Origin of the sequence: Saccharopolyspora sp. NPDC050642, assembly GCF_040654735.1 — a bacterium.
GTDB classification, from domain to species: domain Bacteria; phylum Actinomycetota; class Actinomycetes; order Mycobacteriales; family Pseudonocardiaceae; genus Saccharopolyspora; species Saccharopolyspora elongata.
Window position 1 is genome coordinate 24311 of the sequence record NZ_JBFAIN010000035.1, and the last position, 20222, is coordinate 44532.

Annotated in this window: 20 protein-coding genes; 8 read left to right on the forward strand and 12 right to left on the reverse strand. The window is 73.0% G+C overall.

Translation table 11 applies throughout. The features are described 5' to 3' along the window. The 4 genes from AB0H93_RS35005 to AB0H93_RS35020 all read right to left on the reverse strand — a co-directional run bounded on the left by AB0H93_RS35005 (position 1) and on the right by AB0H93_RS35020 (position 4724). Complete coding sequence (locus tag AB0H93_RS35005; RefSeq protein WP_358578953.1) at positions 1-744, reverse strand: SDR family NAD(P)-dependent oxidoreductase; 744 nt, start codon at positions 742-744, stop codon at positions 1-3. After that, complete coding sequence (locus tag AB0H93_RS35010; RefSeq protein ID WP_358578956.1) at positions 735-1655, reverse strand: DMT family transporter; 921 nt, start codon at positions 1653-1655, stop codon at positions 735-737. Before AB0H93_RS35010 ends, AB0H93_RS35005 begins: the two co-directional genes overlap by 10 nt. Next, the gene (locus tag AB0H93_RS35015; protein WP_358578959.1) at positions 1652-4024 is read right to left on the reverse strand and encodes a wax ester/triacylglycerol synthase domain-containing protein; all 2373 of its coding nucleotides are present in this window, start codon (positions 4022-4024) and stop codon (positions 1652-1654) included. The genes AB0H93_RS35010 and AB0H93_RS35015 overlap by 4 nt, the downstream gene beginning before the upstream one ends. A 70-nt stretch (positions 4025-4094) precedes the next feature. Further along, positions 4095-4724: a carbonic anhydrase gene (locus AB0H93_RS35020; protein ID WP_358578961.1), complete on the reverse strand. Its 630-nt coding sequence runs from the start codon at positions 4722-4724 to the stop codon at positions 4095-4097. Positions 4725-4820: 96 nt separating this feature from the next. Here AB0H93_RS35020 and AB0H93_RS35025 point away from each other — a divergent pair, with 96 nt between their 5' ends. Together AB0H93_RS35025 and AB0H93_RS35030 are read left to right on the forward strand one after the other, a co-directional pair. Beyond that, the gene (locus tag AB0H93_RS35025) at positions 4821-5369 is read left to right on the forward strand and encodes a Chromate resistance protein ChrB (protein ID WP_358578964.1); all 549 of its coding nucleotides are present in this window, start codon (positions 4821-4823) and stop codon (positions 5367-5369) included. A 37-nt stretch (positions 5370-5406) separates the two neighbouring features. Beyond that, the gene (locus AB0H93_RS35030; RefSeq protein WP_358578966.1) at positions 5407-6579 is read left to right on the forward strand and encodes an MFS transporter; all 1173 of its coding nucleotides are present in this window, start codon (positions 5407-5409) and stop codon (positions 6577-6579) included. Positions 6580-6889: 310 nt separating this feature from the next. Here the strand turns inward: AB0H93_RS35030 and AB0H93_RS35035 are convergent, their stop codons facing one another. After that, complete coding sequence (locus AB0H93_RS35035; protein WP_358578968.1) at positions 6890-8398, reverse strand: LCP family protein; 1509 nt, start codon at positions 8396-8398, stop codon at positions 6890-6892. A gap of 172 nt (positions 8399-8570) precedes the next feature. Next, positions 8571-9137: a GNAT family N-acetyltransferase gene (locus AB0H93_RS35040; RefSeq protein ID WP_358578970.1), complete on the reverse strand. Its 567-nt coding sequence runs from the start codon at positions 9135-9137 to the stop codon at positions 8571-8573. A gap of 172 nt (positions 9138-9309) precedes the next feature. Here AB0H93_RS35040 and AB0H93_RS35045 point away from each other — a divergent pair, with 172 nt between their 5' ends. Beyond that, complete coding sequence (locus tag AB0H93_RS35045; RefSeq protein WP_358578972.1) at positions 9310-10110, forward strand: hypothetical protein; 801 nt, start codon at positions 9310-9312, stop codon at positions 10108-10110. A gap of 5 nt (positions 10111-10115) precedes the next feature. Here AB0H93_RS35045 and AB0H93_RS35050 read toward each other — a convergent pair whose 3' ends face one another. Further along, positions 10116-11411 (reverse strand): lactate racemase domain-containing protein, encoded by a 1296-nt coding sequence (locus tag AB0H93_RS35050; protein ID WP_358578975.1) that lies wholly within the window; start codon positions 11409-11411, stop codon positions 10116-10118. 105 nt (positions 11412-11516) lie between these two features. Here AB0H93_RS35050 and AB0H93_RS35055 point away from each other — a divergent pair, with 105 nt between their 5' ends. Beyond that, positions 11517-11915, forward strand: coding sequence for a DUF5313 family protein (locus tag AB0H93_RS35055; RefSeq protein WP_358578977.1), 399 nt, complete (start codon positions 11517-11519; stop codon positions 11913-11915). Here the strand turns inward: AB0H93_RS35055 and AB0H93_RS35060 are convergent. After that, complete coding sequence (locus AB0H93_RS35060; RefSeq protein WP_358578979.1) at positions 11912-12733, reverse strand: universal stress protein; 822 nt, start codon at positions 12731-12733, stop codon at positions 11912-11914. The two genes, AB0H93_RS35055 and AB0H93_RS35060, sit on opposite strands and share 4 nt — an antisense overlap. A 113-nt stretch (positions 12734-12846) precedes the next feature. Between AB0H93_RS35060 and ilvA the strand changes: the two genes are divergently transcribed. Further along, positions 12847-14100, forward strand: a complete 1254-nt coding sequence (gene ilvA, locus AB0H93_RS35065) for a threonine ammonia-lyase IlvA (protein ID WP_358578982.1) — start codon at positions 12847-12849, stop codon at positions 14098-14100. Between the two features lie 28 nt (positions 14101-14128). Here ilvA and AB0H93_RS35070 read toward each other — a convergent pair whose 3' ends face one another. From AB0H93_RS35070 to AB0H93_RS35080, 3 genes are all read right to left on the reverse strand, one after another. Then, positions 14129-14749 carry a dioxygenase gene (locus AB0H93_RS35070; RefSeq protein WP_132491391.1) on the reverse strand — a complete coding sequence of 207 codons (621 nt, stop codon included), beginning with the start codon at positions 14747-14749 and terminating at the stop codon, positions 14129-14131. 166 nt (positions 14750-14915) lie between these two features. Further along, on the reverse strand, positions 14916-16733 hold the full coding sequence (locus AB0H93_RS35075) for an ATP-binding protein (protein WP_358578984.1): 1818 nt from the start codon (positions 16731-16733) through the stop codon (positions 14916-14918). After that, a complete protein-coding gene (locus AB0H93_RS35080; RefSeq protein WP_207954650.1) occupies positions 16717-17424 on the reverse strand; it encodes a response regulator transcription factor in 708 nt (235 codons plus the stop codon). The genes AB0H93_RS35075 and AB0H93_RS35080 overlap by 17 nt, the downstream gene beginning before the upstream one ends. A gap of 205 nt (positions 17425-17629) precedes the next feature. Between AB0H93_RS35080 and AB0H93_RS35085 the strand changes: the two genes are divergently transcribed. Further along, positions 17630-18025, forward strand: a complete 396-nt coding sequence (locus AB0H93_RS35085; protein WP_358578986.1) for a hypothetical protein — start codon at positions 17630-17632, stop codon at positions 18023-18025. An 11-nt stretch (positions 18026-18036) separates the two neighbouring features. After that, entirely contained in the window at positions 18037-18660 is a 624-nt protein-coding gene (locus AB0H93_RS35090; RefSeq protein WP_358578988.1) for a class F sortase, read from the forward strand. A gap of 16 nt (positions 18661-18676) precedes the next feature. Here the strand turns inward: AB0H93_RS35090 and AB0H93_RS35095 are convergent, their stop codons facing one another. Beyond that, the gene (locus AB0H93_RS35095) at positions 18677-19483 is read right to left on the reverse strand and encodes a UbiA family prenyltransferase (RefSeq protein ID WP_358578990.1); all 807 of its coding nucleotides are present in this window, start codon (positions 19481-19483) and stop codon (positions 18677-18679) included. A gap of 27 nt (positions 19484-19510) precedes the next feature. On the opposite strand from AB0H93_RS35095, the gene AB0H93_RS35100 reads away from it, so the two are divergent. Beyond that, positions 19511-20218: a methyltransferase domain-containing protein gene (locus tag AB0H93_RS35100; RefSeq protein WP_358578992.1), complete on the forward strand. Its 708-nt coding sequence runs from the start codon at positions 19511-19513 to the stop codon at positions 20216-20218. The last annotated feature ends 4 nt before the right edge of the window (positions 20219-20222 follow it).

Genomic DNA, 20222 nt, shown 5'->3' on the forward strand with positions numbered 1-20222 from the left:
TCAGCCGAAGTGCCGGGCGAGGCGGTGGAACGTGCCCGGCAGCGCACCCTGCAGCCGGGCGGGCGCGACGAGCCACCTGGGGACGAACACCTCCGCCTCGCCGCGCTCCACGCCGCGCACCAGCGCCTCGGCCACCTCCCGCGGGCCGACCATGCGCGGGAAGCGGCGGTCGTAGCGGCGGCCGGCGAAGAACGGCGTGCGGACCGCGCCGGGGAAGACGGTGGTCACGCCGATGCCGTCCTGGTGGCGCAGACTCGCGGCGAAGGCCCGCAGACCCGCCTTGGTCGCCGAGTAGACCTCCTCGCCGGGCACTCCCACTACCGCGATCGAGGCGACGAACACCACGTGCCCGCGCCGCCGCCGCAGCTGCGGGAGCGCCGCGCGGGTCAGCAGCATCGGCGCGGTCAGGTTCACCGCCGCGAGCGCCGCGATCCGCTCCGCCGGCATCGAGTCCAGGGCGCCCGCCCAGCCGACGCCCGCGCTGTGCACCAGCAGATCGACCTCGCGGGCGGCCGCGGCGACCCGGTCGAGCCCGGCCGGATCGGTCAGGTCGGCGGGCAGCGGTTCGCCGCCGGTGCGCCCGGCGACCTCGGCCAGCCGGCGCTCGTCGCGGCCGACCAGCACGACCCGGCACCCGCGCGAGCTCAGCTCGGCGGCGGTCGCCGCGCCGATGCCCGAGGACGCGCCCGTGACCAGCGCGGTCCGCCCGCGCACCGGCAGCCCCGCGGGCCGGGTCAGCCCCACGTCGAGTCCCCCGCGCCGCGGTCGTCCTGGTCCATCGCGCGACGCAGCTGCTCGCCCCGGCGCGTCAGCACCACGATGCCGCCGATGATCACCACGACGGCGATGATCTCGCCGGCCAGGATCGCGGGGGAGGACTCGATCCGCTCGCCCAGCCAGTTCACCCCGATCGCGGCCGCCACCAGCGGATCCACGGTGGTGATCACGGCCAGCGCGGGCGACATCAGCCGGCCCCGCTGGAAGGTCTGCTGGCTCAGCAGGAAGCCCATCGGCCCGATCACGCACACCGCGTACAGCGTCCAGTGCTGGAACGGCTCGGCCAGGCCGCCGCTGCGGAACTGCCCGGCCACCACCTTGATCAACCCGGCGGTCACCCCGTACAGCACGCCGGTGGCCACGGCCATGCCGATCACCCCGACCTCGCCGGGCAACCAGCGCGCGGCCACCAGCGACAGCACCACCAGCAGCCCGAGCGCCAGCGCCAGCGGCAGGATCGACGCGCCGGTGAACTCGGCGCCCTGCCCGGACGGGCGGCCCAGCACGAGGAAGGCGGACAGCCCGCCCACGCAGGCCAGCCCGCCCAGCGCCAGCACCAGGTCCATCTTGCGGTGCGCCAGCAGCGCCGCGAAGCCCGCGCCGAAGAGCACCGAGGTCACCAGCAACGGCTGCACCAGAACCAACGGGCCGAAGGCCAGCGCCACCACCTGCAGCGACAGCCCGACGAGCACGGTCACGATGCTGAGCACCCAGATCGGCTTGCGGACGAGGTCGAACAGCATGCGGGGGCTCAGGGTGCGCACCTCGGGAACCTGCTTGGTGACGCGGTGCTGGATGGCGCTGGCCAGCCCGAAGCTGGCCGCGCCGACGACCGCCGCCGGAACGGCGATGACCAGCACCGTGCCCTGCGTGCTCACCGCCGCGCTCCCCGCAGATCGGCGAAGGCGTCGCGGAGGTGACCGGCTAGCGCGACGGCCCGCGGGGCCAGCCCGGTGTCGGTGGTGATCCCGATGCCGAACCGGTCGCCCCAGCCGATCACGCCGACCGCCACGCCCACGCCGTCGGCCAGCGACAGCACCGGCACCACACCCGCGATCCGCAGCGGGCCGATGTGGGCGGGCCGCCGCTGCCCGGGCAGCACGGAAACGACGGCGTTGAAGAAGCGACGCTGGTAGATCTGCCGCACGACCCAAGCGTGCAGCGGTGCGGGCAGGACGCCGAGGGCGGCGAGCACGGCTCCGGCCGCCGCGGTCTGGCCGGTGCGGTCCGGCTCTGCGAGCCCGGCGGCGACCTCGGCAACGCGGAGGGCCGGAGGCATGGGCCCGACCGGCAGGTCGATCGACATCGACGCGGTGTGGTTGCCGGGCGCGCTCGTGCCCGCACCGCCGCGCGCGGTTCGGGCGGTGCGCGGCACCATGACCCGGAACCGCTGGCCCGCGGTGGTGTCGCCGAGAGTGCGGTGCAGCGCCTCGGCCACCACGCCGAGCAGGAACGCTGTGCTGCTCACCCCGTGCGAGCGTGCGCTGGCGCGCACGTCGGCGGCCGGGAACTCGACGTCGGCGAACGACCGGTTCGGCGTGCTGAGCCCCACCAGACGGCTGGCGGGCGCGGGCCCGGCACTTGCCAGGCTCACCAGGCCGCGCAAGACCTTCGCAGCGCGGCGGTACCACGGCCGACTGCCGGAGCTCGGCGACGTCGTCGGCTGCGGGCCGTCGGCCAGCAGCCGCAGCAGGGTGCTGGTGACCGCGACGCCATCGCCGAGCGCGTGGTGCATCTTCGCCAGCAGCAGGACGCGGCCGGTGTCGATGTCGTTGAGCAGCAGCAGTTCCCACGGCTGCCGGTCGGTGCGCACCGGGGTGCTGAAGAACTCCTCGACGACCGGGTCCGCGGACCGCCCGTCGCGCAGCTCGAGGCACCGCAGGTGATCCCCGGCGTCCACCTCGTCATCAGGAGTCCACTGTGGCCGTCGGCCGCGGCGCAGCATCAGGTGGCGGGTCAGCATCGGCAATCCCTGCGCGCGCTGGGCGATTCGGCTGCTGAGCTCCTCGCAGCATTCCTGTGTGGACAGTTGTGGTCCGTCCAGTTGGAGGATCGCTCCGGTCTGCTGCGAGACGGCAGGGGTCGTGGCGTACACGAAGAAGGCGTCCTGCGGGCGCAGCGGGCGGCGGCCGTGGTGGCGGGGCAGCTGTGCCAGCGCGGCCACCTGGTCTGCGAAGTCCGCGGCCTGACTGTGCTTGAGGGCTCGGTCTTCCCGCTGCGCGAGCAGGTGCGGCTCGGCGACCCAGCGGCGCAGCGTCGCGGTCAGGTCGCGCTCGCGCGGGCACAACTCGGCCAGCTCCGCATCGGCCATCAGTTCGGCGTTCGCGCGTCCGTGCCCGGCGATCGGCTCGAACATCACCACGGCCCGTCCGCAGGCGAGCGCCTCCAGCGCCGTGGCACCGCCCGCGTTGGTCACCACGACGTCCGCGGCGGCGAGCAGACCAGGCATTTCGTCCACCCAGCCCAGCGCGACGATCCGGTCGTCCGCGCGCGCGGCGAAGCGCCGCCGCAAGGCCTCGTTGCGCCCGCAGATCACGACGACGCGGTCGACACCGGCCCGGAGCGCGGCGTCCGCCGCGCGCTCGACGGAGCCGAAGCCGAGGGAGCCGCACGAGATCAGCACGGTGAAACCGGCCTCCGGCAACCCGAACGACCGACGCGCCGCGGCTCGGTCCGCGGGCCGGAACGCCGACACCACCGGTGGCACGCAGACCGCGCCCACGGCGTCCGGTTCGGCGCGCCGCATCGCCCGCAGGCTCGCGTCGCTCATCACGTAGTGCAGGTCGGCCTCGGGGTAGACCCAGAACGGGTGCGGCGAGAAGTCCGAGACCACCGCGGCCACCGGCACGCCGAGCCCGCCCCAGCGGCGCAGCCTGTCGAGCCCGGCGGTGCCCAGCGGGTAGGTCGAGACGATCAGGTCCGGGTCGTGCGCGGCGATGGCGCGGCGCAGCCGCCACCCGCTCCACGCGCCGACGAACCGGCGGGACGCGTTGGCGAACCAGCGGTAGCGCCACAGCGAGTCGTAGAAGAAGTCGTACAGCCACGGCGTGGACTCGACGTTGGTGACGTAGATCCAGTTGAACGTCGCGGGCACCCACCGGCCCATCGCGCGCAGGGCGTCCAGCCAGGACACCTCGCACCCCGGCCACGCCCGCCGGGCCGCCTCCTCGACGGCCCTGGCGGTCGCATTGTGCCCCTCGCCGATGGTGGCGCTGATCAGTAGCACTCGACGCGGCTGGACGGTCACCAGGCTCGATCCTTTCGCCCGACCCGTGCCTTCGCAGGCTAACGTGGGCGACCGGGATCGGCCGGTCCGATCAGTCCGCGGGCAGCAGCGGGCCGTGGCTGCCGACGAGCCGCACCGTGCCGTCGGCGAGCCGGTAGGAGAGCCCGGCCACCGCGCAGCGCCCGGCGGCGACCTCGTTGGCCAGCAGCGCGGAGCGCTCCAGCATCAGGTCGCCGGTGCGCTGGATGTGCACGTCCACGATGTCGTCGACCTCGGTGGCACCGCCGGCGCGGGCGGCCAGGACGCTCGGCGTCACGCGCTCCACGACGTCGCGGATGTAGCCCTGCGGCGCGGTGCCCTCGATGCACGCCTCCCGCGCGGCCGTGACGGCGCCGCAGGAGTCGTGGCCGAGCACCACCACCAGGGACGCGCCGAGCACGCCGACGCCGTACTCGATGCTGCCGAGCACCTCGGAGCCGATGACGTGACCGGCGGTGCGGACCACGAACAGGTCACCGAGGCCCTGGTCGAAGATGATCTCCGCGGCCAGCCGGGAGTCGGAGCACCCGAAGAGGACGGCGAAGGGGCGCTGGCCCGGCGCGAGGGAGGCGCGGTAGTCGGCGTCCTGGTTGGGGTGCAGGAACTCGTTCTCGACGAATCGCCGGTTGCCTTCCAGCATCACTTCGTAGGCGTGGGCGGGCGAAGACGGCTGATTCGGCATGCCGAAACGCTAACGCACGCGGGTTCGAAAAGACCCGGCCCGCGTGCCCCGTATGGGCGACATCACGCCGATGTAACACCTGATACATTTCGTCTCGTGACAAATGGACACCCGACGCGCTGGCTGGTCCTCGTGGTGCGGCTGCCCGCGCAACCGTCGCGGCACCGCGTGGCGGTGTGGCGGGAGCTGCGCCGGGTCGGTGCGCTCTCGCTGGGGCAGGGCACCTGGACGCTGCCGGACGTGCCCGGCGTCGCGGCCGGGGTGGCGCGAGCGATCGAGCTCGCCGAACGCGGCTCCGGCGAGGTCGTCGTGCTGGCCGCCACCGGGCGCGAGGAGCCCGATTCGGCGCGGCTGGCGGAGATGTTCACGGCCGAGCGGCAGGAGGAGTGGTCGGAATTCCTGGCCGACTGCGGCAAGTTCGACGCCGAGATCGACAAGGAACTGCGCAACGGCAAGCTCACCATGGCCGAGCTCGAAGAGGAGGAGCAGAGCCTGGAGCGGCTGCGCCGCTGGCACCGCGACCTCAAGGCGCGCGACGTCTTCGGCGCCCCGGCGGCCGCCGAGGCCCAGGAGCGGTTGCAGCACTGCGCCGACCGGCTGGCCGACTACACCGAGCAGGTTTTCCAAGCCCTGCACCAGATGTGACCGGATGCGCCACAGTGGACGACGAGGAGATGGTCGGATGTCCGGCACCGAGCCGGTGACCCGACAAGGGGTCCGGCAGGTCCTCCCGCTGTACGCGGCCGGATTCGTCACGGCCTTCGGCGCGCACAGCATCGCCGCCGGGCTCGGCGCCTACACGGGCTTCGCCTCGCTGCTCGCGCTCGGCCTGCTGCTGGCCATCTACGACGGGGCCGAGGTGATCCTCAAGCCGGTCTTCGGCGCGGTCACCGACCGGATCGGCCCGCGCCCGGTGCTGATCGGCGGCCTGCTCGCGTTCGCGGCGGCCTCGGCGGCGTTCGTCCTCGCCGGTGACCCGGCTGCGGTCGGCCTCGCCCGCTTCGGCCAGGGCGCGGCTGCCGCCGCGTTCTCCCCGGCCGCCGGGACGCTGGTCGCCCGGCTAGCGCCGGACTCCCAGCACGGCCGCGCCTTCGGTGGCTACGGAGCCTGGAAGGGCCTCGGCTACGCCCTCGGCCCGGTGCTCGGCGGCGTCCTGATCACCTTGGGCGGGTTCGACCTGCTCTTCGGCGCGCTGGCGGCGCTCGCGCTCGCGGTGCTCGTCTGGGCGGTGCTGATCGTGCCGAAGGTGCCGCCGCTGCCGCGGACCCGGCAGACCTTGCTCGACCTGGGCCGCCGGTTGACCGCGCCCGGTTTCCTGCGGCCGACGGCGGCCCTGGCCGGTGCGACGGCCGCGTTGGCGGTGGGCGTCGGGTTCCTGCCGGTGGTGGGCGCGGGCGATGGGCTGGGCCCGCTGGCCACCGGCGCGGCGGTGTCGGTGCTCGCGACGACTGCGGCGCTGGTGCAGCCGTGGGTGGGCCGGGCGCGCGATGCGGGACGGTTGCCCGAGGTGCCCGGCATGACCGGGGGACTGGCGGTGGCGGCGGTCGGGTTGCTCGCGGCGACGGTGGTCCCCGGCCTGCCGGGGCTGCTCGTGGCTTCGGTCGCCATCGGCGTCGGCACCGGCGTCGTCACGCCGCTGGGCTTCGCGCACCTAGCGGCGTCGACGCCGCGCGAGCGGCTCGGCCAGACGATGGGCTCGGCGGAGGTCGGGCGCGAGCTGGGCGACGCGGGCGGCCCGCTGCTGGTCGGCGCGATCGCCGCCGCGGCCTCCCTCGGGCTGGGGCTGGCCGGTCTGGCCGTGGTGCTGCTGGCGCTGGTCGCGGCGTTGTGGGTGGGCAGCCGGACGCGTCGCTGAGGCCGGTTTTTGACCTCGCAACCAACGTCGTCGCGGCGTATCGTGGCGGAGCGGTGATTCGCTCCGGACCACAGCCGTCGCAAGGTGCTGGGGCTGTTGAGCGGTTGCCGTTGATCGAGGGATGGATGCTCGCTTGGTGTCCGGAGTCCGGGCGGATGTGCCCCACGCGAACATCCGACAACCGGGGCGGGGCCGGCGTAGGTGGCCCCACCGGCTGGCGGTTTGTTCACTGGGGGTAGCCACCAGTCGAGCCGGTCGGTGGTGAGACGGGCGAGGGGGCCGCCTCACCACCGACTTTCCCGCTCTTCGCTCAGTTGACGCACGGGATGCCGTCGGCGGTGATCGGCTCCGCGCCGGTGCCGGTGGCCTGCTGCCGGTGCGGGCCGTCGAGCCGGACGGCGCCGGGCGGCGCGAAACCCGGCGCGGCGGGCCCGTGGTAGTCGCTGCCGATGATCACCTGGACCCGGCCGCTGGGCAGGGATCTGTCGACCTCGACCGGCAGGCCGCCGAGCAGCGACGCGATCCGCTCGGCGGAGTCGCCGCCGTCCTGGCCGTGGCGCACGACCGATTCCGCTCGGGCAGGCGAGTTGCCGACCTGGCTCACCGGCACGCCCCGGTTGGCGAGTTCGGTGCGCACCCGCTGGGCCAGCCCGGATGTTTTCGTCGCGTTGAGCACGTCCACCGCCGAATCGGCTTCGGCGCCGGCCGTTGCGGGGTCGATCGTGCTGCTGATCGCGGCCTTCACCTTGCGGGGATCGACCAGGATGGCGTCGCCGTCCTCCGGCGTCTCGTAGTCGGCGTCCTCGATGGGGATCGTGGTGAACCGGACCGCGCCGCCGGCCAGCCCGCGCAGCCGGTCGGCGAACGCGAGCACGTCCCAGTCCCGGTCGAGCACCACGGATTCCTGCAGCGACCGGATCAGGTCGCGCAGCCGGGCCGGGTTGGCCAGCACGCCGCCGGAGAGCACCGATTGCGTGAGCCCGGCGAGGAAGGCCTGCTGGCGCACCACGCGGTCCAGGTCGCCGCGCGGCAGGCCGTGCCGCTGGCGGACGAACGCGAGCGCGTCCGTGCCCGCGATCGTCTGCGGCCCGGCCGGGAAGTTCGCGCCGGAGTAGGTGTCCCGCGCGGGCGCCAGCAGGCACACCGGGACGCCGCCGACGGCCTCCGTGATCCGCGCGAAGCCGAGCAGGTTGACCTCGGCGTAGTGGTCGATCGACACGCCGGTCAGCTGCTCGACGGTGCGCACCAGCAGCTTGCGCCCGGCGTCGCCGCCCAGCCGCGCCAGCTCCGCGGGATCGGCGGTGCCGCGCTTGGTCTGCGCCGCGATGGCGGCCTCCTTGCCCCGGCCGTACGCGGAATTGATCTTGTGCCGGCCGAACCCGGGGATCTGCACGAACGCGTCGCGCGGGAAGGAGAAGCCGACCGCGCTGGAACCGTCGTTGGGGATGTGCAGGAGGATGATCGTGTCGGTCAGCGCCGCGTCGTTGGCGCCCGCGCGCAACTCCCGGAGGACCGCCTCGGGCAGCGGGTTGCCGTGCGCGTCGGTCCGGCTGTCCATGCCGACCAGCAGGACGTCGGTCGCCCCGTCGGCGCCGGCCCCGTCGATGACGTCGCTGGTCGCGAGGCCGTCGAGCAGATGCCGGTAGTTGGACCACGCGTAACCCGTCACCACCAGGATCAGCACCGACAGCACGGTCACCGCTGCGCGCGCACCCGCGCGGGCGCGCGCGGCGGAGCGCCGGGCCTGCGGCCGGCGCGGTGCGGGGCGAGGTGCGGCGGGTCGGCGGGCGGCCGCGCGGGCGTTGCGGTGCGGTGGCACGGTACCTCCGGCGGGTGCGCCCCTGGCGCTGCTCGAACTCCGGTGACCCCTCAAGCATCGCATTCGCCCGGGCATCCAGCAGATCATCCGATAGCGGATGATCTAGCGACGCAGGGTAACTGGCGCATTCGTCCACTGCGGACGATGCGACCGGCCACAGTGGATCGCGGGGTCAGTCCTCGGTGCCTCCGGAGGCGGCTTCGCCGGGCAGATCGCCCTGCCGGATGCGGTAGACCTGCAGCGCCGTGCCGTAGTACTTGGTGGTTTCGCCGACCCACTCCATGCCGATGCGTTCAGCGGTGGCGATAGCGCGGGTGTTGTCCGGCCGGGCCAGTCCGAAGACCTCGTCGATGTCGAAGGTGAACGCCCAGCGCAGCAGCGCGGAGGCGGCCTCGGTGGCATAACCGTGCCCCCAGGCCTCGGGGCGCAGCTGCCAGGTCAGCTCCAGGTCGTGGTCGTACGGCGGCAGCATCCGCAGCACCAGGCCGCCGATCACCGCGTCGTCGGACCGGCGCTGCATCGCCCACCGGCCGGTGGGCGGCACCAGGCTGGGTTGCGACTCGGTCCAGGCCTGCACGACGGCGCGCATCGCGGCGAGGTCGGCGACGTTGGCGATCACCGGGGTGAGCCACTCGGTCACCTCGGGGCGGCCGTAGAGGGCGAGCGCGGCCTGCACGTCGGCGTCGCCGGTGGTCCAGTCGCGCACGATCAGCCGCTCGGTTGTCAGGGGAGGCTGCATGGCGGCCCTCGCCTTCGCCGAAGCAGGGGAGAACCCCCCCGATTCTAGTTCGAGGGGTCCCCCGGAGCGCATAGCGTTGATTGCACCTATTCCTTCAGTGCAAATCGAAATCAATCTCCTGACCACCTGATGTGCACGGCCTCGGCGTAACGAGCTGCATCAATCGGCGGCTATGCCCCGCCGCTGGGCCAAGGGCGGGTTCACGATCCTCGGCTCGTACGGGGACCTGCTGCTCGACGAGCGGGCGAACCGGACGGTCTCCGACTTCGTCCGCGAGCGCATCCGGGAGAAGATCGACGATCCGGCCTTGGCCGACGAGCTGACCCCGACCGGCTATCCCTTCGGCGCGAAGCGGCCGTGCCTGGACACCGGGTACTTCGAGACCTTCAACCGGCCGAACGTGTCGCTGGTCGACCTGCGCGGCGATCCGCTGCGGGAGGTGACGCCGACCGGGGTGCGCACCGCGGGCGGGCACCACGAGCTGGACGCGATCGTGCTGGCCACCGGGTTCGACGCGATGACCGGCGCGCTGACCCGGATCGACATCAAGGGCCGGGACGGCAGCGGGCTCGCCGACCGGTGGGCCGGCGGCCCGCGCACCTACCTCGGGCTGGGCGTGGCGGGCTTCCCGAACATGTTCCTGCTCGTCGGCCCGGGCAGCCCGTCGGTGCTGGTGAACATGGTCACCGCCAGCGAGCAGCACGGCGACTGGGTGGCGAACTGCCTGCGGTACATGGACGAACGCGGGCTGGCCACCGTCGAGGCCACGCCCGAGGCAGAGCAGGGCTGGGTCGACGAGGCCAACGCCGTCGCCGAGCAGACGGTGTACCCGTCCGCCGCGTCCTGGTTCCGCGGCGACAACATGCCGGGCAAGCCGAAGACCTTCATGCCCTACGCCGGCGGTTTCCCGCGTTACGAGAAGCGGTGCGACGAGGTCGCGGCGGGTGGGTACGTCGGGTTTCGGTTCGAGTGAGCGGGTCAGTGGGCTGCCGGTAGGGGTGGCAGGGTGCCCGTGGCGTCGAAGTCCCAGTCGTGGGGTTCGCCGAGGGCGACCATGTCCGGGTGGTCGGCGACCTCCTGGGCGTAGGCCTCCGAGACCTCGATGCGGGGCATCGACAGGGTGTTTCGGATGCGCACCACCCGCGCCGGGCGGTCCTCGGTGCCGCGGGACATGTGCAGCGCCGCGATGATCGCGTCGCGGTCGTCGGCCAGTGCCATCGGGATTCGCGCGCCGTCGGGCACGCCGGAGGTCAGCGAGTTCGTGTAGAACGAGCCGAACTCGATCTGGTCCACGCAGCGCTGGGTGGTCACGTCCGCCATGCCCAGGCCGCAGGCGTTGCCGTTGGTGTGCTCGGTGAGGCCGAGGACCACGATCCGCTTGACCGGCACCGCCTTGAACTTGTCCGCGTTGACCGGGGCGCGGCCGGTGATGTTCGGGTCCATGCCAGCGCCGCTGATGTCCTTGCCGATCTCGTCGACGACCAGCACGTCGATGTCCGACACGAGCAGCTTCGGCATCAGCCGCTTGGCCTCGGCCAGCAGCTCCGCCTCGCGGGCCAGCAGCTTCTCGGTCGGCACCAGCTCGATGCGCGCGACGTGCTCGTAGGCGTTCTCCACCACGGCCATGCCGAACTCGATCGGCACCACGTCCAGCACCGCCTCGGCCACCGCCGGGATCAGCCGGTCGAACGCCTCGAAGCCGTGCGTGTGCAGGATCGTCGCGCCGCGGTGCTTGCCGAGGCCGATGGCGATCATCTTCGCCAGGCCGCTCTCGTGGGTGCCGCGGAAGTCGGTGTGCGGCTTGACCCGGCCGAGCACCACCACGCCGTCGGCCTGGGCGGCCTCGGCGTCGAAGTGCACGGGGGTGCCGTCGGGCAGCTCGGCGACCACGACCGTGTCCATCGACGAGACCACCGGTGCGCCCACCGTCTCCTCGGTGATCCCGTACTCGGCGAGCACCTGCCGCTGGCCTTCGGCGGTGCCGCCGCCGTGGCTGCCCATCGCGGGCACCACGAACGGCTTCGCGCCGCAGCCGGCCAGGGCGTCGACCAGGGTGGCGACGATGCGGTCGATGCGGGCCACGCCGCGGCTGCCCGCGGTGATCGCGATCCGCTTGCCTGCGACCGGGTTCGCGCGGTCGTGCTCGGCGACCTGGTCGCGGATGGCGGCCTCGAGGTCCTCGACGGCCGCCGCGGCGAACCGCTGCTCGATCGGGATCATCCTGGGGAGTTCGATGTCGGCGCCGGCCAACCGGACATTTTCGACGTTGAACATGCGGCGATCCTTCTGCGCGTTGACCGGGAGAGTGGTCTGAACAGTTGACCGCGATCTTCGCACGCGGGACAGCCCGGCGGAAGGGGCGAGCCGTAGGCTGGGCGGATGCCAGTGAAGCGCCCGAACCCCGGCTGGTGGCTGTACTACCAGTTCGGCGGCAGGCTCCCCGAGCGGTATCGCGAGTGGGTGCTGCGCGACGCCACCTGCAAGTCGTGGGTGCTGCGGGTGCTCGTCCGGGGGCTGCTCCAGATCGCGCCGCTGGGCGCTGCGCTGTTCGTCGGGTTCGGCGTGCTGGGCGGGTCGTGGCCGATCGCCGGCGGCGCGCTGCTGCTGGGCGTGCTCGTGGTGGCCCGCATCGTGCTGACCAGCGCGGTGGACAACGTCGACGCGCGCCTCGTCCGCTACGGCTACCCGCCGGGCCACGGCTCCGCCGTCCGGCGGCAGCGCGACGCCGATGCCGCCGAGCGCTACCGCGCGGTGTGGCGCCAGGCGCCGCCGGACTAGCCGGGGTTGCGGACCACCGCGACCGGGCACGGCGCGTGGTGCAGGACGCCGTTGGCGACCGAGCCGAGCAGCAGCCCGGCGAAGCCGCCGCGGCCGCGGTGACCGACCACCAGCAGCTGCGCCCGCCGGGCCGCGTCGCACAGCGTCGCGACCGGGTGCTGGTTGGCCACCTCGCGGCGCACCGTGACGTCCGGGTAGTCGGCGCACCAGCCCGAGAGCTGTTCGGAGAGGTGCAGTTCGGCCCGGTTCTTGATCTCCTGGCGGTCGGGCACGGGATAGGTGCCGGCGGTGAAGTAGGCGTCGGGCAGCGCCTGCACCGCGAGCAGGCCCGCGTGCCGCCGGCTCGCGGCGTCGAATGCGTAGTGCACCGCGATGCGGTTGACTGCCGAGTTGTCGACACCGACGACGACCGGACCCGAGGCGGCCGCGTCACCGCGCACCACGACGACCGGGCAGCGGGCGTGCGCGGCGACCGAGGTGCTGATCGCGCCGAGCAGCGCGTCCCGGAACACCCCGTGCCCACGCGACCCGACGACCACCAGCTGGGCGTTGTCCGAGCGGCGGACCAGCTCCTCGGCGGGGTGCCCGGTGGCGACCTCGTCGGTGATCGCGGCCTCGGGCCGCTCGCGGTGGCAGCGTTCGGCGACGTCGCGGACCGCCTGCTTTGAGAAGCCTTCCCTGGCGGGATCGTCGTTGACCACGACCAAGTGCACCGGAACGCCCAGCCGCACCGCCTCGGCCGCGGCCCACAGCGCGGCCTGCGCGGACGATTCCGAGCCGTCGACACCCACCACCACCGACTGCTTCGCCCTGGTCATCGCCCATCGCCTCCTCCGCACCACTGTGCGCATCCGCCGGTGACGGCGAGTAGGGCCGATGTGCCCCGGGCCGCCCCGCCCGGGTCCTGGCCGACCAGCGCACTTAGTATCGGTTGGTGTCCGATGAGTTGAGTCCCGCAGCGATCTTCCGCGCCGGAACCCGCCTGCGGCAGGTGGTCCGCCGCACGCCGCTGGAAACGAGCAGCCGCCTGACCGGCGAACTTGGCGTCCCGGTGCGGCTCAAGCGGGAGGACATGCAGGTCTGCCGCTCCTACAAGGTGCGCGGTGCGTACAACCTGATCTCCTCGCTGAGTCCGGCCGAGCGCGAGCGCGGCGTCGTGTGCGCGAGCGCGGGCAACCACGCGCAGGGCGTGGCCTTCGCCTGCCGCGAGCTGAAGATCAAGGGCCGGGTGTACCTGCCGGCGAACACGCCCCGGCAGAAGCGGCGGCGGATCGCCGCGCTCGGCGGCGAGTGGGTCGAGCCGGTGATCGTGGGCAGCTCCTTCGACGAGGCGAGCGCGGCGTCCAAAGAGGACAGCCAGCGCACCGGCGCGGTCTACGTGCACCCCTTCGACGATCCGCGGACCATCGCCGGGCAGGGCACCGTCGGCCTGGAGATCGCCGAGCAGCACGACGGCCCGATCGACACCGTGATCGTGCCGGTCGGCGGCGGCGGGCTGCTGGCGGGCGTGGTGCTGTGGCTCAAGGAGCACTTCCCCGAGGTCCGGGTGATCGGGGCCGAGCCGGCCGGCGCGGCGAGCATGCGCGCCGCACTGGACCACGGCGGGCCGATCGCGCTGCCGTCGGTGGACACCTTCGTCGACGGTGCCGCGGTCGGGCGCGTCGGCGACGCCGGGTTCCAGGTGGTGCGGGAGCTGGTCGACGAGCTGGTGGCGGTGCCAGAGGGCGCGGTGTGCACCGAGATGATCGAGCTGTACCAGACCGAGGGCATCATCGCCGAGCCCGCCGGTGCGCTGGCCAGCGCGGCGGCCCGGCTGCCGCTGGAGCGCCCGGCCCGCGGCCCGGTGGTGTGCGTGGTCTCCGGCGGCAACAACGACCTCAGCCGCTACGGCGAGGTCGTCGAGCGCTCGCTGGTGCACGAGGGCCTGAGGCACTACTTCCTGGTCACCTTCCCGCAGGAACCGGGTGCGCTGCGGCACTTCCTCGACGACGTCCTCGACGACGGCCAGGACATCGTCGCGTTCGAGTACGTGAAGAAGAACAACAGGGAGACCGGCCCGGCGCTGGTCGGCATCGAGCTCGACCGCTCCGACGAGCTGGACGGCCTGCTGAAGCGGATGAAGGAATCCCCGCTGCAGATCGAGCAGGTCCCACCGGGCTCCCCGCTGTTCTCGTTCCTGATCTGAAGACCTTTTCGCGTGGTGGGGGGTCAGGTCAGGGCAGGTTGAGGACGAAGTCGAACGTGGCGATCTTGCCCTCCGGGCCGTCCTGGACCGCCATCAGCAGCGCCGGGTCGAAGATCTGGTCCCAGTTGTTGCCGGGCTCGCCGGGGAAGTACAGCTGCGTGGTGAGGATCGGCTGGTTCGGGGCCTGCGCCTTGACGTGGATGTGCCTGGTGCGACCTGGGTACAGGCCGGCCACGATGGTGTCGAGCCGGAACCGGCCCTCGGCGTCGGTGAACTGGTGGCCGCGCAGCGTGTAGCCGGTGTTGTCGTACACCCCGGCGTTGTCGGCCTGCCAGAAGTCGAGCAGCACGTTCGCCAGCGGCTTGCACGAGATGCTGTAGACGAAGCCGCTGACCACCAGCGGGGTGCCGGGCATGCCGGGTTCCCGCAGGTCGGCGCGCTCGGGCGAGTTGGGCTTGAAGTACGGGCCCTCCATCTGCTCGTGGGTCGGGCCGTCGCCGTCGTCGCACATCGGCGTCGGGGTCAGCGGTCCGGCGTCGGCGCGCGGCGCGCGCAGCACCTCGCCGGCCACCGCGGGTATCGCGGCCGCCGTCACCAGGCCCGCCTTCAGGAACGTCGCGCGGCGGATCCGTCTCTCCTCGTCGGTCATGTTCCGACCTCCGTTTTCAAGTGGAACTTTATTGGTGTAAACCATTTCAGATGGTTGTTCTGCGCATTTCGACCGCGAAAAGCATGAATCGGGCTCGGCAGAAAGCATTACGACGCAAGGGAAAAGGCGGCGTTCGGGGTAAGCGCCGCTGAGGCGCCCGGCCGCGTCAGGAGCGTTCAGGCGCCGTCGCCGGCAAGTGGATGGTGAAGGTGGTGCCCACGCCGACGGTGCTGCGGACCGCGATGCGGCCGCCGTGCACGTCCACGAGGTGGTGCGTGATGGCCAGGCCGAGGCCGCTGCCGCCACCGTGCCGGTTGCGGGACTTCTCCGCCCGCCAGAAGCGGTCGAACACGTGCGGCAGGGCGGCCGCGTCGATGCCGACGCCGGTGTCGGCCACCTCGATGGCCACCTCGTCGCCCGCGCGCCGCGCCCACAACGCGACCCAGCCGCCGGATGGTGTGTAGCGCAACGCGTTCGACACCAGGTTGCCCAGCGCTTGCCGCAGCCGGGTCGGGTCGGCGGTGAGGTCGGGGTCGTCCTCGACGGTGACGACCAGCTCGACGCCGCCCGCATCGGCCCGGCCCCGGTGCGCCGCGGCGACCTGCTCCAGCAGCGCGCCGACGTGCACGGGCTCGGGGTACACGCGGAGCTTCCCGGCGTCGGCCAGCGCGAGGTCCTGCAGGTCGTCGATCAGGTGCTGCAGGAGCAGGGTCTCCTCCAGCAGCGAGGCCACCAGCGGTTGGTCCAGGGTGGCGACGCCGTCCTGCGAGGCCTCCAGCCAGCCGCGGACGTTCACCAGCGGGGTGCGCAGTTCGTGCGCGATGTCGCTGACCATCGTCTTGCGCTGCTGTTCGGTGCGCTCGACCTGCTCCGACATCGCGTTGAACGCGGCCGCCAGCTCGCCGATCTCGCCGCGCGCTCTCGTGTTCACCCGGGCCGACCGGTCGCCGCCGCCCATCCGCCGGGCCGCGGTGGTGATCGCGTCGATCGGGCGGACCAGGCGGCTGGCGGCGAGCGCGGTCATGCCGACGGTCAGCACCAGCACCACCAGTGCGGTCCACGCGATCCGCGCGGTGCCCACAGTGGACAGATCGGTCGCGGCGTGATTCCCGCCGGGCTTGGTGATGAACAGGTGCGCGGCGGGGGAGACGTAGGAGCCGAGCTGTTCCCGGCGTCCGGTTTCCACGCAGCGCTTGGCGCCCGGATCGGTGCGGAGTTCCTCCGGTGAGGTCACCGCCGCAGACTGGGCGGGCAGCGGATCGAGCCCCTGCCGGGCCAGGCACGCATCGACCAGGGCGAGCAGTTCGGTGCCGGCCTTGCGCTCGGTTTCGGTCACCTCGCGGGGCGAGGAACACCGCGCAGGTGAGGCGCTGGGCTCGGCGGTGGTGGACGGCTCCGGCATGGGCGGCGTCGACGACTTCGGCACCCCTTCGCCCGGGGTGAGCTGGACGACGGGGCGGCCGTTGGGACGCCAGACGATCACGCCTTCGTCGCCGAGCCGCCGGAAGCAGTCCAGCTGCCGTTGCGCGGCCTTGCCCAGCTCGTCGCGCTCCGCGGTGGTCAGCCGGTACGGGCCGACGGCGCGCGGATCGATGCCCGCGGCCGCCGCATCGGGCTTGAGCACCTGGTCGACCGCGAGTGGATCCACCACTGCGGACGGGGTTCTCGGCAGCTGGGCGTCCTGCGGCCCACCGGAGTCGGCGATCGGCGCCCGCGACGTGGTCGTCAGCGTGATGCGCCGCCCGGTCTGCGCGGCCAGGTCCGCCACCACCTGCTGGACCCCGGACCACTGCGGATTCGCCGCCGCGTAGCCGAGCAGCGAATCGTAGATCTTGGCGTCGGTGGCCAGGGTTTCGCCGAGTTCCTGGTTGATCGCCCCGCTGGTGCTCTGCGCGGCCAGCCACGCGGTGGCGCCGATGGAACAGCCAGCCACCACCACGGACATCGCCAGCAGCCGGGCGAGCAGGCTATGCCGGCGCGCCATCGGCGGAGCCGTCCTGGAGCTTGTAGCCGACGCCGTACACGGTGAGCAGGTGGATCGGCCGCCGGGGATCGGGTTCGAGCTTGCGGCGCAGGTTCATCACGTGCACGTCGATGGTTCGCTCGGTGATGAACTTGTCCATGCCGAAGGCCTGACTGAGCAGTTGGCCGCGGGTGAAGACGCGGCCGGGCTCGGCGGCCAGCACCGCGAGCATCCGGAACTCCGCGGGAGTGCAGTCCAGCGGGGCGCCGCCGAGGGTGATCTCGTGGCGCTGCTGGTCCACCACCAGATCGCCGACGCGCAACGGCTGCTGGTCGTTGTCCTGGCTGCGGCGGACGCGGCGCAGGATCGCGCGGATGCGGGCGGCGAGCTGGCGCGGGCTGTAGGGCTTGGTCACGTAGTCGTCGGCGCCGAGGTCCAGCCCGAGCAGCACGTCCTCCTCCGTGGTCCGCGCGGTGAGCAGCACGATCGGGACGTCCGATTCGGCCCGCAGGATCCGGCACACGTCCAGGCCGTCGACCTTGGGCATCATCACGTCCAGCACGATCAGGTCGGGTGCGCGTCGCCGCGCCTCGTCGATCGCCGCGCGACCGTCGTGCACGACCACCACGCGGTGGTTGTCGTGCTCCAGATATCGCCGGATCAACTCGGCCTGCTTCGGGTCGTCCTCCGCGACCAGCACCTGTGCGCTCACATCGCGCATTATCGCTTTCCGCCCGCGCGGCGGGTGATCCGCCACCGGACCTTGATCGCGGCTGAACAGGTTCTTCACATTTCGGCGGCCGGTGGCGGAATCGAACAGGTTCTTCACATCGATCAGACGGGATCTTGAAAAGGCCGCCGCATTCTGGTCCTCGTCCGGGACTCCGGGCGAACAGTCGAATGGAAGGACGCGATCGATGAAGCTTGGTCGTACGTGCGCGGCAGCTGCGCTCCTCGGCGCGGCGGCGCTGCCGCTGGCGGCGCCGATCAGCTGGGCCGTCGAGCCGGCCGCCGCTCCGGTGCGCGAGCAGCAGGCCCCGGAAGCGCCCCAGCCGAAGGAGTCGACGCCGGCCGCGCCGGTGCCCGAGGCGACCCGGGCCGAGCAGCCGAAGGAGTCGACCCCGGCCGCGCCGGTGCCGAAGCCCAGCGGCGACCAGGTGAGCCAGCGCCCGGTGGGCGCGCCGGAAACCGGTGGTGGGCCGGTGGAGTCGGGCTTCGACCCGGCGATCCTCGGCGGTGCCGCCGCGGCCGTCGCGGTGGCGGGCGGCGGTGTCGCGCTGGTGCTGCGCCGCCGGCGCGCGGGCGCGAACTGAGGCGCATCCGCATGAGCGTGCATCCCCGGGCACGGGGGAGCCAGGGCGGTCGTGGCACAGCCGCGGCCGCCCTGGTCCTCGCGGCCCTGGCGCTGACCGGTTGTTCCGCCGGCGGGCAGTCCATCGACCTCGTCACGCCCTCTTCGGCGCCGGTGCAGGAATCGCCTGCGGTGCCGCGATCGGAACCGGCGTGGATCGAGATACCCCGGATCGGCGCGCGGTCGTCGCTGGTCCCGCTGGGGCTCAACCCGGACCGGACGATCGAGGTCCCGTCCGTGCACCAGCCGATGCAGGCCGGTTGGTACCAGTACGGCCCCACGCCGGGCGAAGCGGGACCGGCGGTGGTCCTCGGGCACGTCAACGGCGATGGCCAGGACGGGATCTTCGCGCGGCTGCGCGAACTGCGGCCCGGCGACGAGATCCTCATCGGCCGCCAGGACGGGCGGGTCGCCAGGTTCGTCGTGGACCGCATGGCGCAGCCGCCGAAGACCGGGTTCCCCGCCGACGAGGTGTACGGCAACACCGCCGGCCCGGAATTGCGGCTGATCACCTGCGGTGGTTCGTTCGACCACTCGGCCCGCAGCTACCGCGACAACATCATCGCCTTCGCCGCCCTGGCCGGAATGGTCGGCTGACGACCGTCCACTTCGGTCACGAAGGCTGGATGCCGGTGCTCAGCAGCATCGCGACGTCGAGCAGGGCGACGAGGACGACCGCGTGGAAGGCGGTGCGGGAGCCGGGGCGGCGGCCGAGCAGGACACCGGCGCCGAGCACGGCCGCCGCCAGCGGCAGGACCACCCAGCTGGACACGCCTGCCAGCACCGCCGACGCGGTCAGCACCAGCAATGCCGCCGCCGCAGTGCTTTTCGCCGCGCCGAGGCGGTGCGGCAGGCCGCGGACGCCGGTGGCCGCGTCGTCGGCCAGATCCGGCAGCGCGTTCACGAAGTGCGCGGCCGAACCGAGCAGCGCGGCGGCGAGCATGAGCCGCACCGGTGGGGGACCGGCGCCGCCCAACGCCACGAACGCGGGCAGCAGGCCGAACGACACGGCATAGGGCAGCACCGAAAGCGGGCCGGCCTTCACGCCGAGGTCGTAAGCCCACGCCGATACCAGCGCGACGAAGTGGACGGCCGTCGCGGCGACGCCGAACGGCAGCGACAGCACCACGGCCGCGGGCGCCGACACCAGCACCGCGATCAGCACCGCCCGCCGCGAGACCTCCCCGGCCGCCACCGGCTTGCCCCGCCGCCGGACCCGGGCATCCCGGTCGGCATCCACCAGGTCGTTGAGCCACCCGACGGACAGCTGCCCGGCCAGCACCGCCGCAGCCGTCAGGAGCACGCCGCCCGCGTTGCGCCCGGTGGTGGCCGCGAGCCCGGCGGCGATCGCGGCGACCGCCACCGCCGGCCCCGGGTGCGAGGCCCGGAGCAGCGAGGACGCCGTTGCGAAGTGCCGCACCCGGCCGAGTGTGCCAGCCTGGAGCGCATGGCACGCTCCGGCCGGACCGTGCGGCGCAACGATCCTTTGCTGTACGAGGTTTTCGCCGACCAGTGGTGGCAGCCGCGTGGCGTCTTCGCGATGTTGCACTGGCTCGCCGCCGCGCGCGGCGCACTGGTTCCCACCGCCGCGCGGAACGGCGCGGTGCTGGTGGATCTCGGCTGCGGGGCGGGCCTGCTGGCCCCGCACGTGGCGGGCAAGGGATACCGGCACATCGGCGTGGACCGGTCGCCGACCGCGTTGCGGCAGGCCGCCGAGCACGGCGTGCAGCCCGTCGTGGGCGACGTCCTCGCGGTTCCGCTCCCGGACGGGTGCGCGGACTGCGTGGTGGCAGGGGAGGTGCTGGAGCACGTGACCGATCTGCCCGCCGCGGTGGCGGAGGCTTGCCGGGTGCTGCGAACCGGGGGCCTGCTGGTGCTGGACACCCTCGCGGCGACGGCCCTGTGCCGGGTGGTGGCGATCGGGATCGCCGAACGCGTGGTGGTGCGCGGCGTGCACGATCCAGCGCTGCTGGTCGATCGCGCCGAGCTGATCGCCGAGGCAGCCCGGCACGGCGTTGCACTGCGGCTGCGCGGCGTGCGGCCGTCGTGGCTGGACCTGCTGGCATGGGCCGCCGGTCGCCGGGGCGGCGTCCGGATGCTCCCGTTCTCCTCCACCGCCGTGCTGTTCCAGGGCATCGGCCGGAAGAAGGGGTGAAAGC

What these genes read in the sequence shown, in the direction of transcription:
- AB0H93_RS35070 (WP_132491391.1), bottom strand. Translation starts at nt 14,749, where the DNA reads ATGACCGACGAGGAGAGACGGATCCGCCGCGCGACGTTCCTGAAGGCG.
- AB0H93_RS35055 (WP_358578977.1), top strand. Translation starts at nt 11,517, where the DNA reads ATGCCAGTGAAGCGCCCGAACCCCGGCTGGTGGCTGTACTACCAGTTC.
- AB0H93_RS35050 (WP_358578975.1), bottom strand. Translation starts at nt 11,411, where the DNA reads ATGTTCAACGTCGAAAATGTCCGGTTGGCCGGCGCCGACATCGAACTC.
- AB0H93_RS35075 (WP_358578984.1), bottom strand. Translation starts at nt 16,733, where the DNA reads ATGGCGCGCCGGCATAGCCTGCTCGCCCGGCTGCTGGCGATGTCCGTG.
- AB0H93_RS35060 (WP_358578979.1), bottom strand. Translation starts at nt 12,733, where the DNA reads ATGACCAGGGCGAAGCAGTCGGTGGTGGTGGGTGTCGACGGCTCGGAA.
- AB0H93_RS35085 (WP_358578986.1), top strand. Translation starts at nt 17,630, where the DNA reads ATGAAGCTTGGTCGTACGTGCGCGGCAGCTGCGCTCCTCGGCGCGGCG.
- AB0H93_RS35090 (WP_358578988.1), top strand. Translation starts at nt 18,037, where the DNA reads ATGAGCGTGCATCCCCGGGCACGGGGGAGCCAGGGCGGTCGTGGCACA.
- AB0H93_RS35020 (WP_358578961.1), bottom strand. Translation starts at nt 4,724, where the DNA reads ATGCCGAATCAGCCGTCTTCGCCCGCCCACGCCTACGAAGTGATGCTG.
- AB0H93_RS35100 (WP_358578992.1), top strand. Translation starts at nt 19,511, where the DNA reads ATGGCACGCTCCGGCCGGACCGTGCGGCGCAACGATCCTTTGCTGTAC.
- AB0H93_RS35045 (WP_358578972.1), top strand. Translation starts at nt 9,310, where the DNA reads ATGCCCCGCCGCTGGGCCAAGGGCGGGTTCACGATCCTCGGCTCGTAC.
- AB0H93_RS35030 (WP_358578966.1), top strand. Translation starts at nt 5,407, where the DNA reads ATGTCCGGCACCGAGCCGGTGACCCGACAAGGGGTCCGGCAGGTCCTC.
- AB0H93_RS35040 (WP_358578970.1), bottom strand. Translation starts at nt 9,137, where the DNA reads ATGCAGCCTCCCCTGACAACCGAGCGGCTGATCGTGCGCGACTGGACC.